Raw genomic sequence first — 16,231 nt, forward strand, 5'->3', positions numbered from 1 at the left:
CATGAATGCAGCCATCCAGCTACACCCCAACGCGGCCGATCTGAACGACGAGCAGGAAGCCTTCCGCGCGGCCGCCCGCGACTTTGCCGACAAGGAACTCGCCCCGCACGCGGCGCAATGGGACGCAGAAAGCCACTTCCCGCGCGAGGCGATCGCCAAGGCCGCAGAGCTCGGTTTCTGCGGGTTGTACACCGATGAAGGTGTGGGCGGCCTGGGCATGCGCCGGCTCGATGCAGCGGTGGTGTTCGAAGAGCTCGCCACGGTCGATCCGTCCACCTCGGCCTTCATCAGCATCCACAACATGGCCACCTGGCTGATTGCCAGCTACGGCACCGATGCGGTGCGCGCGCAGTGGGGCGAGGCGATGACCAGCGGCGCCAAGCTGGGTTCGTACTGCCTGACCGAGCCGGGCAGCGGCTCGGACGCGGCATCGCTGAAATCGCGCGCGCAGCGCGATGGCGACAGCTATGTGCTCAACGGCAGCAAGGCCTTCATTTCCGGCGCCGGTGCCACCGATGTGCTGGTGGTGATGGCGCGCACCGGCGACGACGGCGCGCGCGGCATCAGTGCCTTCGTGGTGCCGGCCGATGCGCCCGGCATCAGCTACGGCCGCAAGGAAGAAAAGATGGGCTGGAACAGCCAGCCCACGCGCGGTGTGACCTTCACCGATGTGCGCATTCCGGCCGAAAATCTGCTCGGCAAGGAAGGCGAAGGCTTCAAGATGGCGATGAAGGCGCTGGACGGTGGCCGTATCAATATCGCTGCCTGCTCGCTGGGCGCAGCCCAGGGCGCGCTGGACGCTGCACGGCGCTACATGGGCGAGCGCCGCCAGTTCGGCAAGAAACTGGCCGATTTCCAGGCGCTGCAGTTCAAGCTGGCCGACATGGCCACGCAACTGGTGGCCGCGCGACAGATGGTGCATACCGCCGCACGCAAGCTCGATGCCGGCAGTCACGATGCCACGGTGTGGTGCGCAATGGCCAAGCGCTTCGCCACTGACGCCGGCTTTGCCATTTGCGACGACGCCTTGCAGATCCATGGTGGCTATGGCTACATCCGCGAATATCCGATCGAGCGCCTGCTGCGCGACAGCCGCGTGCATCGCATCCTGGAAGGCACGAACGAAGTGATGCGCATGATCGTGGCGCGTCACCTGCTCAACGGCGAGGAGGAACTGCGATGAGCCACGCTGCAACCGGCGCTTGGGAAGGCTGCCTGCATACCGGCCTGCATGTGGAGCGCGATGGCCACGTTGCCATCGTCACCTTGAGCAACCCGCCGGCCAACACCTGGACCGTGCACAGCCTGGCAGCCCTGCGCGACCTGGTGCGCGCACTGGATGCCGACCGCAGCATCTACGCACTGGTGATCACCGGCGAAGGCGAGAAATTCTTCAGCGCCGGTGCCGACCTCAAGCAATTTGCCGATGGCGACAAGGCCAACGCGCGTGAAGCTGCGCGCCGCTTCGGCGAAGCCTTCGAAGCCTTGAGCGCCTTCCGCGGCGTCTCGATCGCCGCCATCAACGGCTATGCGATGGGCGGCGGGTTGGAGTGCGCCCTGGCCTGCGATCTGCGCATCGCCGAGCAACACGCACAGCTCGCCTTGCCCGAGGCCAGCGTCGGCCTGCTGCCGTGTGCGGGCGGTACCCAGAACCTGCCGCGCCTGGTTGGCGAGGGCTGGGCCAAGCGCATGATCCTGCTCGGCGAGCGTGTCGATGCCGCCACCGCGCAGCGCATTGGTCTGGTGGAAGAGGTGGTCGGCAAGGGCGAATCGCGTGCGCTGGCGGTTGCCTGGGCGCAGCGTGCCGGCAAGCAAAGCCCGGCCAGTGTGGCGGCCTGCAAACGGCTGGTGCAGTCCACGCGCCACGGCACCCATGCCGCTGCGCTGATTGCAGAGCGCGAAGCGTTCGTCGACCTGTTCGAGCAGGCCGATCAGGCCGAAGGCGTGGCTGCATTTCTGGAAAAGCGCGCACCGCAATGGAGCAATCGCTGATGGCGGACGTCAACGCTTTCGACGAGGCGCCGGTGCTGTTCGAGCAGCGCGATTGCGCCGACGGGCATCGCATCGGCATCGCCACTTTGAATGCGCTCAAGACGCTCAATGGCCTGTCGCTGCAGATGGTGCGGCTGCTGGATGCGCAGCTGCGCACCTGGGCCGAGGATGCGCAGATCGCCTGCGTGGTGTTGCGTGGTGCCGGCGACAAGGCGTTCTGTGCCGGCGGCGATCTGCATGGCCTGTACCAGAGCATGCGTGCGCATCGCGATGCGGTGCCCGACGCTGCAACGCGACGCGCACAGCCGCAGGCCAACGCACAGGCTGCCGCGTTCTTCGAAGAGGAATACCGGCTCGACCACCGCATCCACAGCTACCCCAGGCCGCTGCTGTGCTGGGGCCACGGCATCGTGATGGGCGGTGGCATCGGCCTGATGTCCGGTGCCAGCCATCGCGTGGTCACCGAACGCTCGCGCCTGGCCATGCCGGAAATCAGCGTCGGCTTGTTTCCCGATGTGGGCGGTAGTTGGTTGCTGCGTCGCGTCCCGCATGGCGCCGGCCTGTTTCTGGCGCTCACTGGCGCGTCGCTGGATGCCAGCGATGCGATCTACGCAGGGCTGGCGGACGTGCGCCTGGAGCACGCGCACTATGCAGCCGTGCTGGATGCGCTGAGCGCGCACGCCTGGACAGGCAATGCCGAAGACGATCGTCATCAACTTAGTGCGTTCCTGCATGGCATCGCGCAACCGCTGGAGCCGGGCCCGCTGCAGCTGCATGCGGCTTTGATTGCGCAACTGGTATCCGGCGACACGCTTGAGCAAGTGGTTGCTGCGATTTCTGCCCTGCACAGCGGAGACAACTGGCTGCAGGCCGCGCGCGCGACCCTGGCGGCCGGCGCTCCGGGCTCGGCGCGGCTGGCCTGGGAGCTGCAGCGCCATCCGGGCACCACGACGCTGGCCGACGCCTTCCGTACCGAGTATGTGGTTGCGCTGCACGTCGCGGCGCACGGTGACTTTGCCGAAGGCATCCGCGCGCTGTTGATCGACAAGGATCGCCAACCGCAGTGGCAGCCAGCGTCGCTGGAAGCGGCCGATGCGCAGTGGGCTGCAGACTATTTCGTTGCGCCCTGGCCGCCGGCACAGCACCCGCTTGCCGATCTGGCGGCAGATGGGCAAGCGGCGCGCTGAGTGGTGGCAAGGTGCGGGATCGGGCAAGTGCTGGCGCACCCTGCTCGGCGATTGCCATGTACACGCCGACGTCGCCACGGCTGACATGTGCGGCCACAGCGATGCGCTTGAGCAGCCCGTGGTGACCGCAACACCCTGTTATTGATCGTTCCAACCTGGAAACCGACACCATGAGCAACATCGCATTTATCGGCCTGGGCAATATGGGTGGGCCCATGGCCGCCAACCTGATCAAGGCCGGGCATCAGCTGCGGGTGTTCGACCTGGCGCCCGCAGCGCTGGACGCTGCCGCAGCTGCCGGCGCACACGCCGCCAGCGCCGCGCACGACACCCTGGCCGATGCCGAGATCGTCATTTCGATGCTGCCTGCGAGTCGCCACGTCGAAGGCTTGTACCTGGGCGACTCCGGCATCCTGGCGCAGATTCCGCACGGTGCGCTGGTCATCGACTGCAGCACCATCGCGCCGCTGTCTGCGCGCAAGGTGGCCGATGCGGCCAGGGCGCGCGGCCTGGCGATGCTGGACGCCCCGGTGTCCGGCGGCACCGCCGGCGCCGCCGCCGGCACGCTGACCTTCATCGTCGGTGGCGGCGCCGATGCATTGGAGCGCGCGCGTCCGGTGCTGCAGGCAATGGGCAAGAATATCTTTCATGTCGGCGACAACGGCGCCGGGCAGGTTGCCAAACTGTGCAACAACATGGCCTTGGGCGTGATCATGGCCGCCACCGGCGAAGCGTTGGCGCTCGGCGTCGCACAGGGATTGGACCCGGCGGTGTTGTCGCAGATGATGGCGGTCAGCACCGGGCGCAGCTGGGCGACGGAAGTGTGCAACCCATGGCCCGGCGTGCTGCCGAATGCCCCGGCATCGCGCGGCTACAGCGGTGGCTTCGGTAACGATCTGATGCTCAAGGACCTGGGTCTGGTTGCCGAGTCGGCGGTGCAGGCCGGCGTGTCGATTCCGCTCGGTGAACTGGCGCGCAACCTGTATGCGATGAACAGCCACGCTGGCAATGGCGCGCTGGATTTTTCCAGCGTGGTCAAGCTGGTCGCCAAGGTCTGAGCGGCGAACCGGGCCGCGCCGCTTATCCAGAGTTCGGCGTTGCGCATGGTGAGAGGCGCCGGATCACGTTATGCCTGCGCCTTCATCAACACCGGAACGAGCCCCCCATGCATCAGTAGCTGGTTGTCGGCCAGTGGTGCGCCTGTAGGCATTTTTCCCGCAAATCGCGCAAGCGCTGCGCGTCTCCGGCCAATGGCACGGCGCGCGTGATGTGATGTCATCACGCACAGGTGTAATAGTCTCCGCCATCGCGGGCGCCTAAGGTGCGCGCATCGCAGCAGACCACGACATCCATGGGACACGATCACAACCACGCACCCAGCGAAATCCGCCACGAAGCCCCGTTGTGGTGGGCGCTCGGCTTGACCGCGACATTCCTGCTGGCGGAAATCATCGGCGCGTTCGTGACCAACAGCCTGGCGCTGCTGTCCGACGCCGCGCATATGGCTACCGACACCGTGGGCCTGATGATCGCGCTGGTCGCGGTGCGCCTGAGCCGGCGCCCGGCCGATGCGCGCCGCACCTATGGCTACGTGCGGCTTGAAGCGCTTGGCGCGCTGGCCAATGGCGCGCTGTTGTTCGCGGTTGGCGCCTACATCCTGTGGGAAGCCGCGCAGCGCTTTCGCGCACCGCAGGATATTTCGTCCAGCGGCATGCTGCTGATCGCCGGCTTCGGCCTGGTGATCAATCTGATCGCGATGAAGCTGCTGCATGCCGGCAGCGGCGAAAGCCTCAACGTCAAGGGCGCCTATCTGGAAGTCTGGAGCGACATGCTCGGCTCGGTGGCGGTGATCATCGGCGCGCTGCTGATCCGCTGGACAGGCTGGCAATGGATCGACCCGGTGCTGGCCGTGCTGATCGGCCTGTGGGTGCTGCCGCGCACCTGGGTGCTGCTGCGCGAAGCGACCAACGTGTTGCTCGAAGGCGTCCCCAAAGGCATCGACCTGGCCCAGGTGCAGCAGGCACTCGCCAGCCATCCAGGCGTCGAAGACGTGCACGACCTGCACGTATGGGCATTGGCCTCCAGCACACCTGCGCTCACCGCGCACGTCGTGGTCAACGAAACCACCGACCGCGACCGCCTGCGCGACGCGCTCGGCACCTTGCTGCACGACCGCTTCGACATCGCCCACGTCACCCTGCAGGTGGAAAGCGGTGACTGTGGCACCGTGCCCTGCGGCACCCCAACGCCCACTGCAGCGGCTGCACACGACACCCACCACGGGCATGCGCATACGCATGGTGGGCATGCCCACCACTAACGTCTCTCGGTGCAAGTGATCGGTTGACTTGGCTTCGCCTTGCAGGACCGACCGATGAAGATGGCCGCGTCCGCACGCAGCAGTGATGCGACTGCTGGCAATGACGTAGTGATGATTCCCGGCGTCTGCACGCTGGGGCCTTGATCCAAACGGAAGGCTGCCAACGGCGTCTTTGCTGAGATCGAAACGCTGCCGGGTGCGGGAGCCGCTGCCTTACACCGCCGCTTCCCGCAACAGCGGTGAATCCCAGCCCGGGCGCGGTGCGAAGCGCTCGCCGTAGCGTGCGTGCAGCGCCTGCAGACGTTCCAGCAGCGCGTCGGCGCCGACGCTGCGGATGTGCTGGATCGGGCCGCCACGGAAGGGCGCAAAGCCGGTGCCGAAGATCACGCCGGCATCGAGCAGGTCCGCGTCGGCCACCACGCCGTCGTGCAGGCATGCCACCGCTTCGTTGAGTAACGGCAGGATCAGGCGGTCTTCCAGATCCGCAGGTGCGGTGTAGCCACTGGCCACCTCGGGTTTGACCGCGCGGCCATTCTCCCATTTGTACAGGCCCTGGCCGTCTTTCTTGCCGCGCTTGCCGGGCTCCACCGTTGCCAACGCGGCAGGAATCGGCAAGTGCAGAAACGGTGCGAGCTCTGCGCCCACACCGGCGGCGACATCCAGGCCAACGGTGTCGATCAACTCGATCGGCCCCATCGGCATGCCGAACTTCACCGCCGTCTTGTCCAGCACCGGGCCGGGGATGCCTTCGGCATACGCGGTGGCCGCTTCGAGCAGGTAAGGGAACAGCACGCGGTTGACCAGGAACCCGGGCGTGCCCGCCACCGGGACCGGGAACTTGTCCAGCGCCTTGCAGAACGCCGCCAGGCGCGCCACGTTGGCCGCATCCAGGTCGTCGTGCTGCACGATTTCCACCAGCGGCATCATCGCCACCGGGTTGAAGTAATGCAGGCCGGCGAACTGCGCCGGGCGCTGGATATGACCACGCAACTCGGTCAGCGGAATCGAAGACGTATTGGTCGTCAGCAATGCATCGGGCTTGAGCTGCGGCTCGATCGATTGATACAGATCGCGCTTGGCCTGCGGGTTCTCGATGATCGCCTCGATCACCAGATCGGCCTGCGCCACGCCCGCGCCGGCCAGATCGCCACGCAAGCGTGCCGCCACCGCTGGCCGCTTGGCGTCGTCCTTGACGCGCTTGGCGAACAGCTCGCCGCCGCGCGTGAGCGCGGTCTCGATAAAGCGCTGCTCGCGATCCTGCAGCGTGACCTCGAAGCCCTTGTAGGCCGCCCACGCCGCGATGTCACCGCCCATCACGCCGGCGCCGATCACATGCACATGGCGAATCGGCGGTGCAGCGTTCGCGCTCGCATCCTTGCCGCCCAGCGCTTTCAAACGTTCGGTGAGGAAGAAGATGCGGATCAGGTTGCGTGCGGTCGGTGTACTGGCGAGTTTGACCACCGCCTTGCGCTCGGCCGCAAGGCGCGCCTGGATGCCGCTGCCGCCAGCACTTTCCCACACGTTGATCAAGGCGTATGGCGCCGGGTAGTGCTCCTTGCGCGCCTTGCGTGAAACCTGTTTGCGCATCTGCGGCGCCAGCAGCTTGCGGGCCAGTAGCGTATTGGTGGCCCACGCGGTCGCACGTTGCTTGAACGGGCGCATGGTGCCGTTCAAGGCCAATGCAGCGGCGACATCGACCAGTACCGCCGCCGCGGCGACCTTGTCGATCAGCCCCATCGCCCGCGCGGCCTTGGCCGAAACGGTGCGGCCGGTGAGCATCAGATCCATCGCTGCCGGCGCACCGATCAGGCGCGGCAAGCGGGCGCTGCCGCCCCAGCCGGGGAAGATGCCGAGCTTGGTTTCCGGCAGGCCGATGCGCGTGCTGGCGTCGTCGGACGCCACGCGGTACCGGCATGCCAGGGCAATCTCGGTGCCGCCGCCCATGCAGAAACCGTGGATCGCCGCCACCGTGGGGCAGGGCAGTTCGGCCAGTTTCTGGAAGACCTGCTGGCCGCGATGGATCGCATCGTTGACCGTGCCCTTGCGGTCGAATTCCTGGAATTCCTTCAGGTCGGCACCGGCGATGAAGCCGTTGGGCTTGGCCGAGCGCAGCACCACGCCCTTGGGCGGGTCCAGCGCCAGCCGCTCGACCAGTGCGCCCAGCTCCAGCAGCACCTCCTGCGAAAATGCGTTGACCGATGCGCCCTGGCGATCAAGGCTGAGCACGACCACGCCGTCCTCGCGCGCATCGGCCTGCCAATGGCTGAATCGGAGCCCGTCGAAACCTGGAAGCATGCGTCTGGCCGTCCGGCGATAGAAGGAAAGGTCGTTATCATCCAGAGGTTGTTTCCATCACGTCAAATACCCATACCTGTCGACAGGGGGATACGCGCCTTGCGCGCGGCCTCGCCGGCGGCGCATCGGTGCCGCTACCCTGATGCGTGACGGTCGTGCGGATCGGTATGAACTTTTCTTTTCAATGGCGGTCTCATTGCCCGACTTCGGTGGGCTGACAGGAGTGCGGCCCGACATGGCCGAAGTCGATACACCTCAGGAGCTGGACCTGGAACTGGTCCGGCGTGTGCAGCGCGGCGAGAGCGCGTCGTTCGATGTGCTGGTGCGCAAATACCAGCACCGGATCGTCGCGTTGATCGGGCGCTACATCGCCGACTGGAGCGAATGTCAGGACGTGGCCCAGGACACCTTTGTGCGCGCGTACCGCGCGATCAACAGTTTCCGCGGCGACTCCCAGTTCTATACGTGGCTGCACCGTATTGCCGTCAACACTGCCAAGAACCATCTGGTTGCGCACAACCGCCGCCCGCCCACCGACGACATCGAGATCAGCGATGCCGAACAGTTCGATGGAGCGACCCGTTTGCGCGACAACGACACCCCGGAGCGCGAATTGATGCGACAGGAGCTGGAACAAACGGTGATGCGCGCGGTCCAAGCCCTGCCGGAAGAACTACGGTCGGCCATCACCCTGCGCGAGGTGGAGGGGCTGAGTTACGAGGACATCGCGCGAAAGATGGATTGTCCGGTCGGAACGGTGCGCTCGCGCATCTTCCGGGCGCGCGAGGCCATCGACATCGAGCTGCGGCCTCTGCTGGAGACCGAAAGCGCCACCCGTGAGCGACACCGTGTATGAGCCATAACCCTTCCATGTCCACCACCGACAAGTTCGAACTTCACTATCGCCAGCAGCTGTCTGCGCTGGTCGACGGCGAATTGAGCGCAGACGAGTCGCGCTTCCTGTTGCGCCGTCTGGCCCACGATGAAGAACTGGCCGGCTGCCACGAGCGCTGGCAGCTGTGCGGCGACGTGCTGCGCGGTGGGGCCAGTGCGCCGGCACCGTTGGATTTCGCGGCGCGTGTGCGCAGCGCGATTGCCGATGAGCCCGCTCCGCAGGCGCAGCCTGCGGCCCGCCCGGGCGCACGCTGGCGCTGGGGTGGCGGCGCGGCGATTGCCGCCTCGGTCGCGGCGATCGCATTGTTCATGGCGCGCGAGCGTCTACCCGAAACCGCCGCACCGGCTGTCGACGCGCCGGTGTACGCCAGCGCGGCGCAGCGTCCGCCGGCCTCGCAGCAACCGCAGGCTCCCGTTGCGCCCAAGGCGCCGGCCGCGCCGGTTCCAGGCCCGCCCGACGAGGTCGTCGCACTGGCTGCGGCCGTTCCTGCCGCTGCGCTGGCCTCCACCCGCCGCGGCGCGGCAACGCGTCATCAGCAAGTCGCACGCAGCGCCGCCGCGCGCCAGCAGCAGGCGCCCACCCGCATGGTCGCCACGGCACCACCGGCACCGTCGCCAGCGGTGGCTGCAGCCGCAGTGGCGGTAGCGCCGTCCAACCCGTTCACGCATCCTGACACCACACTGCAGGCCCGCCCGTGGCCGCGTGCGGCCTTGTCCGGGGCCGGCGATAGTCCGCTCAAAGCCAGTTTCCGCCAGAGCCGCCCGGGCACGACGTTCTATCCGTTCGAGCCTGCGCCGCAGACGGTGGCCAGCCCGGCACCGAGCCGGCCGTTGCCGGTGCAGGTTCCGCAAGACTGATCCGGCGGCCGACCTTCATTCTTTCGGCTCCGTTCCTTTCGTTACCGTGCCAAGCCCGCGTTGCGACGCGGGTTGCGGCCCCTGTCGCCCTGCCATCGGAGGCAACCTGATGAACCAACGCATCCGCACCCAGATGTTCGGCCTGATCGCCATGACCCTGCCGCTGGCCGCCTGCGCGCAGCAGCCCGCGCCCGCTGCCAAGGACGCCGCACCGATCGCGGCCAACCGTAGCGCCACGCCGTCGCCGCAGTTGGTGGCGGGGCTGCCGGACTTCACCAACCTGGTCGAACAGGTCGGGCCGGGCGTGGTCAATATCGAAACCACCATCACCCGCAAGGACGCCATGGCGCGTCAGCAGCGCAGTGGCCCAGGTGGGCGTGGCGGCGGTGCAATGCCCGACGATGAGATGCCGGAATTCTTCAAGCGTTTCTTCGGCCCGGATTTCCAGATGCCGGGCGGGCCGCGGCAAGGGCCGGGTGGTCCGGGGCAGGGTGATGACGATGGCGGCATTGCCGGCAAGTCGATGGGTTCGGGCTTCATCATTTCGGCCGATGGCTATGTGCTGACCAACCATCACGTGGTCGATGGCGCCAGCGAAGTCACCGTCAAGCTCACCGACCGCCGCGAGTTCAAGGCCAAGGTGGTGGGCAGCGACGAACAATTCGACGTGGCGCTGCTGAAGATCAAGGCCAGGGGTCTGCCGGCCGTGCGCCTGGGCGACTCCAACACGCTCAAGCCGGGCCAGTGGGTCGTGGCGATCGGTTCGCCGTTCGGCCTGGATCACTCGGTGACCGCCGGTATCGTCAGCGCCACCGGGCGCAGTAATCCGTATGCCGATCAGCGCTATGTGCCCTTCATCCAGACCGACGTGGCGATCAATCAGGGCAACTCCGGCGGCCCGCTGCTCAATACGCGCGGCGAGGTGGTCGGCATCAATTCGCAGATCTTCTCTGCTTCCGGCGGCTACATGGGCATTAGCTTTGCGATCCCGATCGACCTGGCTTTCAGCGCCGCCGAGCAGATCAAGGCCACCGGCCATGTGAGTCGCGGCATGCTGGGCGTGGCGGTCGGCCCGATCGATGCGCTCAAGGCCCAGGGCCTGGGCTTGCCGGACACCCGCGGCGCGCTGGTCAATGACATTCCCGCCAACAGCCCGGCTGCCAAGGCCGGTATCGAAGTGGGCGATGTGATTCGCGCGGTCAACGGCAAGCCGATCGATGTGGCCAGCGATCTGCCGCCGATGATCGGGTTGATGGCGCCGGGCACCAAGGTGAGCCTGGACGTCCTGCGCGACGGCAAGCCGCGCAAGGTGGCGGTCACTCTGGCAACGCTGGACACTCCGGACGGCAGCGCCGCGCCGCGCACCGCCGCCGATGAGGCCAAGCCCAGCGCGCCGGCCAGCGTGGAATTGCTCGGCCTGCAGGTGGCCGACCTGGCCGCTGCCGAACGCAGCCGCCTGGGCCTGGAAGCGGGCGAAGGCGTGCGAATTGCCGCGGTCACCGGCGCGGCAGCACGCAGCACCCAGCCGCCGCTGTCGCCGGGCCTGATCATCGCCCGCGTCGGCCGTACCAAGGTCGGCAGCGTCGCCGAGCTCAACCGCGCCCTGTCCAGCTACAAGAAGGGCGACGTGGTCATGCTGCTGGTCACCGACGGCAAGGCGACCAGTTATGTGGCCTTGAAGGCCGGCGGCTAACGGAGGGAATCGGGAATCGGGAATGGCAAGAGCGGCTCCGCGAGGCGATAGCCCGCCTGGCTTTTGCGATTCCCGAATCCCGATTCCCCAATCCCCGGCCCCAAAGGGGCCGACCGTGCGATAATGCTGCGTTACCCTGACGACGGCACCGCCGGCGCCCACCTCAATGTCCTCTGATTCAATGCGGAACATCCGCAACTTCTCCATCATTGCCCACGTCGACCACGGGAAATCCACCCTGGCCGACCGGATCATCCAACTGTGCGGCGGCCTGCAGGCGCGCGAGATGGAGGCCCAGGTGCTCGACTCCAACCCGATCGAGCGCGAACGCGGCATCACCATCAAGGCGCAGTCGGTGTCCTTGCCGTACACGGCAAAGGACGGGCAGGTCTACCACCTGAATTTCATCGACACCCCCGGGCACGTGGACTTCTCGTATGAAGTCAGCCGCTCGCTGGCCGCGTGCGAAGGCGCGTTGCTGGTGGTGGATGCCGCGCAGGGCGTGGAAGCGCAGTCGGTGGCCAACTGCTACACCGCGGTGGAGCAGGGGCTGGAAGTGGTGCCGGTGCTCAACAAGATCGACCTGCCCACCGCCGATGTCGATCGCGCCAAGGCCGAGATCGAAGCGGTGATCGGCATCGACGCCGAAGACGCGGTGGCGGTCAGCGCCAAGACCGGTCTGAACATCGATCTGGTGCTGGAGGCGATCGTGCATCGCATCCCGCCGCCCAAGCCGCGCGACACCGACAAGCTGCAGGCGCTGATCATCGATTCCTGGTTCGATAATTACCTGGGCGTGGTCTCGCTGGTGCGGGTGATGCAGGGCGAGATCAAGCCGGGCAGCAAGATCCTGGTGATGTCCACCGGCCGCACGCATCTGGTCGACAAGGTCGGCGTGTTCACGCCCAAGCGCAAGGAACTGCCTGCGCTGGGTGCCGGCGAAGTGGGCTGGATCAACGCTTCGATCAAGGACGTGCACGGCGCGCCGGTCGGCGACACCCTGACCCTGGCCGCCGACCCGGCACCGCATGCGCTGCCCGGCTTCCAGGAAATGCAGCCGCGCGTGTTCGCCGGCCTGTTCCCGGTCGATGCCGAAGACTATCCAGACCTGCGCGAAGCGCTGGACAAGCTGCGTTTGAACGACGCGGCGCTGCGCTTCGAGCCGGAAAGCTCCGAGGCGATGGGCTTCGGCTTCCGCTGCGGCTTCCTGGGCATGCTGCACATGGAAATCGTGCAGGAGCGGCTGGAGCGCGAGTACAACCTCAATCTGATTTCGACCGCGCCCACCGTGGTCTACGAGGTGCTCAAGACCGACGGCAGCATCATCCCGATGGACAACCCGTCCAAGCTGCCGCCGCTCAACAATGTGGAAGAGATTCGCGAACCGATCATTCGCGCCAACATCCTCACCCCCCCCGATTACGTCGGCAACATCATCACCTTGTGCGAAGAAAAGCGCGGCAGCCAGATCGGCATCAACTACCTGGGCAGCCAGGTGCAGATCAGCTACGAGCTGCCGATGGCCGAAGTGGTGCTGGACTTCTTCGACAAGCTCAAGTCGGTCTCGCGCGGTTACGCCTCGCTGGATTATCACTTCCTGCGTTTCGATGCCGGCCCGTTCGTGCGCGTGGACACGCTGATCAACGGCGACAAGGTCGATGCGTTGAGCATCATCGTGCACCGCAGCTACGCTGACAGGCGCGGCCGCGAACTGTGCGAAAAGATGAAGGAATTGATCCCGCGGCAGATGTTCGACGTGGCGATCCAGGCCGCCGTCGGCTCGCAGATCATTTCCCGTTCCACGGTCAAGGCGATGCGCAAGAACGTGTTGGCCAAGTGCTATGGTGGCGATGTTTCGCGCAAGAAAAAGCTGCTGGAAAAGCAGAAAGAAGGCAAGAAGCGCATGAAGCAGGTCGGCCGCGTGGAGATTCCGCAGGAGGCCTTCCTGGCTGTCCTGCAGATGGATAAGTAGCAGGGATTCGGGATTCGTGATTAGGGATTGGTAAAAGCATGCCGGCTCCCGAGTTTTTGCGAATCCCCGATCTCCAATCCCGAATCCCGTTCCGAAGGAACATCAATGAAATGGTTTGAAATCATCCTGGTTGTCCTGACGCTGGGTTCCGGCTTCATCTGGCTGCTGGACAAGCTGTTCCTGGCCAGGCGCCGTGCCGCGCGTGCCGGGTTGCTGGACAGCGAGCCGGCGATCATCGACTACTCGCGCGCCTTTTTCCCGGTGCTGGCGGTGGTGCTGATCCTGCGCAGCTTCGTGGCCGAGCCGTACAAGATTCCGTCCAGTTCGATGATGCCCAATCTGTTGATCGGCGATTTCATCCTGGTCAACAAGTTCGCGTACGGCTTCCGCCTGCCGATCACCAATACCAAGTTCATTCCCACCGGCGAGCCCAAGCGCGGCGACGTGGTGGTGTTCAAGCCGCCGCATGCGCCGGACCAGAACTGGATCAAGCGCGTGGTGGGCCTGCCGGGCGACAAGATCGGCTTCCACGGCGATACGCTGTACATCAACGACAAGCCCATGCGCTACACGGTCAAGGGCGAGTACATCGGCAAGGGCAAGGGCGCCGAGATGACCGGCACCACGCTGCTGGTCGAGGACCTGCCGGGCCGCACGCACACCGTGCTGGAATGGGTGGACCGCAACATGCCGGCCGGGCAGGGCGACTGGACCGTGCCGGCCGCCAGCTATTTCGTGATGGGGGATAATCGCGACAACAGCGAAGACAGCCGGTTCTGGACCCAGACGCACTTCCTGCCGGAAGCCAATCTGCGCGGCAAGGCGTTCCTGATCTGGCTCAATTGCGAAGGTTGGTTCTGCAGGGGGAGTTTCGATCCATCGCGGATCGGGACCGGAATCCAGTAAATGCACGCACGGCGTGCCAGGGGAAGCACAATGAAGCGCAAGCAAAGCGGTATGACGTTGACGTCGTTCGTGGTGGTGCTGGCGGTGGTGGGGTTCGGTCTGTATATCGGGATGAAGCTGTTCCCGATGTATCAGGAGTATTACTCCGTGCGTACTGCCATGAAGGGCCTGGCCAAGGAGCCCGGCAGCGCAACCATGGATCCGTCCAAGTTGCAGGATCTGTTCTTTCGTCGGCTCTATATTAACTACTCGGAAAACGTCAAAAAAGAAGACGTCAAGTTCGAGCGTGTCGATGGCGGCTGGCGCATGAAGGTGAACTACGAAGTGCGCCGCGAATTGATCGGCAATCTGGATATTGTCGGTAAATTCGAAACGTCGCAGGATATGACTGGACGTGGTGTCGAATAGAACCTTCCAACGCGGTGATCCGATCGGGCATGCCTTTGCCGATCCGGCTCTGCTCGCCCAGGCGCTACGGCATCGCAGCGCCGGGACACCGCATAACGAGCGGCTTGAGTTTCTTGGCGACGGCATCGTCAATCTGCTGATTGCCGAGGCGCTGTATCAGCGCTGGCCCAAGGCCGATGAAGGCGCATTGACCCGCGCGCGCGCCGAGCTGGTGCGCGAAGGGGCGCTGGCGGTGATCGGGCGTACCCTCAGTCTGGGCGAGCGCCTCACGCTTGGGCCAGGCGAATTGAAGTCCGGTGGTCACAGGCGCGATTCGATCCTGGCCGATGCGGTCGAAGCGATCGTTGCAGCCATTTACCTGGACTGTGGGTTCGAGCGCTGCCGTGCGGTGGTGCTGCCCTGGTTCGAAGCCTCGCTGGCAGCATTGCCGGTGGGCAAGGCAGAAAAAGATCCCAAGACCCGGCTGCAGGAATGGCTGCAGGCGCGCCAGCTGCCGCTGCCCAACTATGCTCTGATCAGCGAAAGCGGCGACGAACATGCCAAGCAGTTCCACGTCGCCTGCATTCTGGAGCAGCCCACCGCCCGCGCCGAGGGCCAAGGCACCTCGCGTCGCCTCGCCGAGCAACAGGCGGCGACTCTTGTCATCGCACAACTGGATTCAAACACGTGAGCGAAACCTCTTCTCCCCACCGCAGCGGTAGCGTTGCGGTGATCGGCCGGCCCAACGTCGGCAAGTCCACCCTGACCAACGCCCTGGTGGGCGCGAAGGTCAGCATCGTGTCCAACCGGCCGCAGACCACGCGTCATCGATTACTGGGCATCGCCACCTTCCCGGAAGGCCAGCTGGTGCTGGTCGATACGCCCGGCCTGCACCGCGAGCAGAAGCGCGCGATGAATCGGGTGATGAATCGCGCCGCGCGCGGCTCGCTCGAAGGCGTGGATGCGGCAGTGCTGGTGATCGAAGCTGGCCGTTGGGACGAGGAAGACACGCTGGCGTTCCGCGTGCTCAGCGACGCCGCCGTGCCGGTGGTGCTGGTGGTCAACAAGGTCGACCGGCTCAAGGACAAGACCGCACTGTTCCCGTTTCTGGCCCAGGTCAGCGAGGGCCGCACGTTTGCCGCCGTGCACCCGGTGTCGGCGCTCAAGCGCAAGGGCCTGGAAGCGCTGGTCGGTGACCTGCTCAAGCTGGTGCCCGAAGCCGAGGCAATGTTCGGCGAAGACGAGATCACCGACCGCAGCCAGCGCTTCCTGGCCGGTGAACTGGTGCGCGAGCAGTTGATGCGCCAGCTCGGCGAAGAACTGCCGTACGCCACCACGGTGGAGATCGAGCGCTTTGCCGAAGACGGCGCGTTGCTGCGCATTGGTGCGGTGATCTGGGTCGAACGCGAAGGCCAGAAGGCGATCGTGATCGGCAAGGGCGGCACCCGCCTGAAGGAAATCGGCGGCAAGGCGCGCCTGCAGATGGAGCGGCTGTTCGGTGCCAAGGTGTTCCTGGAAACCTGGGTGCGCGTGCGCGAAGGCTGGTCGGACGACGAGGCCGCGCTGAAGGCGTTCGGGTACGAATGAGGGCGGGACCGGGGATCCTGGACCGGGGACCGGGGGCCGGGGACCGGGGACCCGGTAAGAGCGCTGGACCGGTCGCCCAAGCTAGGCGGGGAACATCGTTATGGGGCGCCCCCCATGCTGACGGCCTGGCGCGCGGATTT

At 65.8% G+C, this 16,231-nt stretch carries 14 protein-coding genes; 13 read left to right on the plus strand and 1 reads right to left on the minus strand.

Annotation, left to right across the window (positions count from 1 at the left end; translation table 11 throughout):
- Position 1: 1 nt before the first annotated feature.
- The 5 genes from M3O59_RS06540 to M3O59_RS06560 all read left to right on the plus strand — a co-directional run bounded on the left by M3O59_RS06540 (position 2) and on the right by M3O59_RS06560 (position 5,499).
- Positions 2 to 1,183, plus strand: coding sequence for an acyl-CoA dehydrogenase family protein (locus M3O59_RS06540; RefSeq protein WP_064632164.1), 1,182 nt, complete (start codon positions 2 to 4; stop codon positions 1,181 to 1,183).
- Positions 1,180 to 1,992, plus strand: a complete 813-nt coding sequence (locus M3O59_RS06545; protein WP_249046824.1) for an enoyl-CoA hydratase — start codon at positions 1,180 to 1,182, stop codon at positions 1,990 to 1,992. The genes M3O59_RS06540 and M3O59_RS06545 overlap by 4 nt, the downstream gene beginning before the upstream one ends.
- Positions 1,992 to 3,179 carry an enoyl-CoA hydratase/isomerase family protein gene (locus tag M3O59_RS06550; RefSeq protein ID WP_249054322.1) on the plus strand — a complete coding sequence of 396 codons (1,188 nt, stop codon included), beginning with the start codon at positions 1,992 to 1,994 and terminating at the stop codon, positions 3,177 to 3,179. Before M3O59_RS06545 ends, M3O59_RS06550 begins: the two co-directional genes overlap by 1 nt.
- A gap of 155 nt (positions 3,180 to 3,334) precedes the next feature.
- On the plus strand, positions 3,335 to 4,237 hold the full coding sequence (mmsB, locus tag M3O59_RS06555) for a 3-hydroxyisobutyrate dehydrogenase (RefSeq protein WP_249054338.1): 903 nt from the start codon (positions 3,335 to 3,337) through the stop codon (positions 4,235 to 4,237).
- A 293-nt stretch (positions 4,238 to 4,530) separates the two neighbouring features.
- Positions 4,531 to 5,499: a cation diffusion facilitator family transporter gene (locus tag M3O59_RS06560; protein ID WP_249054321.1), complete on the plus strand. Its 969-nt coding sequence runs from the start codon at positions 4,531 to 4,533 to the stop codon at positions 5,497 to 5,499.
- A gap of 213 nt (positions 5,500 to 5,712) precedes the next feature.
- On the opposite strand, the gene M3O59_RS06565 is transcribed toward M3O59_RS06560, so the two are convergent.
- On the minus strand, positions 5,713 to 7,794 hold the full coding sequence (locus M3O59_RS06565) for a 3-hydroxyacyl-CoA dehydrogenase NAD-binding domain-containing protein (RefSeq protein WP_116904729.1): 2,082 nt from the start codon (positions 7,792 to 7,794) through the stop codon (positions 5,713 to 5,715).
- A 235-nt stretch (positions 7,795 to 8,029) separates the two neighbouring features.
- On the opposite strand from M3O59_RS06565, the gene rpoE reads away from it, so the two are divergent.
- The 8 genes from rpoE to era all read left to right on the plus strand — a co-directional run bounded on the left by rpoE (position 8,030) and on the right by era (position 16,091).
- Positions 8,030 to 8,650 carry an RNA polymerase sigma factor RpoE gene (gene rpoE, locus M3O59_RS06570; RefSeq protein WP_064632154.1) on the plus strand — a complete coding sequence of 207 codons (621 nt, stop codon included), beginning with the start codon at positions 8,030 to 8,032 and terminating at the stop codon, positions 8,648 to 8,650.
- The gene (locus M3O59_RS06575) at positions 8,647 to 9,546 is read left to right on the plus strand and encodes a sigma-E factor negative regulatory protein (RefSeq protein ID WP_116904730.1); all 900 of its coding nucleotides are present in this window, start codon (positions 8,647 to 8,649) and stop codon (positions 9,544 to 9,546) included. Before rpoE ends, M3O59_RS06575 begins: the two co-directional genes overlap by 4 nt.
- Positions 9,547 to 9,655: 109 nt before the next feature.
- Positions 9,656 to 11,239 (plus strand): DegQ family serine endoprotease, encoded by a 1,584-nt coding sequence (locus tag M3O59_RS06580; RefSeq protein WP_116904731.1) that lies wholly within the window; start codon positions 9,656 to 9,658, stop codon positions 11,237 to 11,239.
- Positions 11,240 to 11,420: 181 nt separating this feature from the next.
- Complete coding sequence (gene lepA, locus M3O59_RS06585; protein ID WP_181920396.1) at positions 11,421 to 13,211, plus strand: translation elongation factor 4; 1,791 nt, start codon at positions 11,421 to 11,423, stop codon at positions 13,209 to 13,211.
- 105 nt (positions 13,212 to 13,316) lie between these two features.
- Positions 13,317 to 14,117, plus strand: coding sequence for a signal peptidase I (gene lepB, locus M3O59_RS06590; RefSeq protein WP_064632146.1), 801 nt, complete (start codon positions 13,317 to 13,319; stop codon positions 14,115 to 14,117).
- The gene (locus M3O59_RS06595) at positions 14,118 to 14,525 is read left to right on the plus strand and encodes a DUF4845 domain-containing protein (protein WP_095522339.1); all 408 of its coding nucleotides are present in this window, start codon (positions 14,118 to 14,120) and stop codon (positions 14,523 to 14,525) included. It abuts the gene before it with no gap.
- The gene (gene rnc, locus M3O59_RS06600) at positions 14,515 to 15,195 is read left to right on the plus strand and encodes a ribonuclease III (RefSeq protein WP_064632387.1); all 681 of its coding nucleotides are present in this window, start codon (positions 14,515 to 14,517) and stop codon (positions 15,193 to 15,195) included. Before M3O59_RS06595 ends, rnc begins: the two co-directional genes overlap by 11 nt.
- A complete protein-coding gene (gene era / locus M3O59_RS06605) occupies positions 15,192 to 16,091 on the plus strand; it encodes a GTPase Era (protein WP_064632140.1) in 900 nt (299 codons plus the stop codon). The genes rnc and era overlap by 4 nt, the downstream gene beginning before the upstream one ends.
- Positions 16,092 to 16,231: the final 140 nt, after the last annotated feature.

It is taken from the genome of Xanthomonas nasturtii, from assembly GCF_023337365.3.
In the GTDB taxonomy this organism is placed as follows: domain Bacteria; phylum Pseudomonadota; class Gammaproteobacteria; order Xanthomonadales; family Xanthomonadaceae; genus Xanthomonas; species Xanthomonas nasturtii.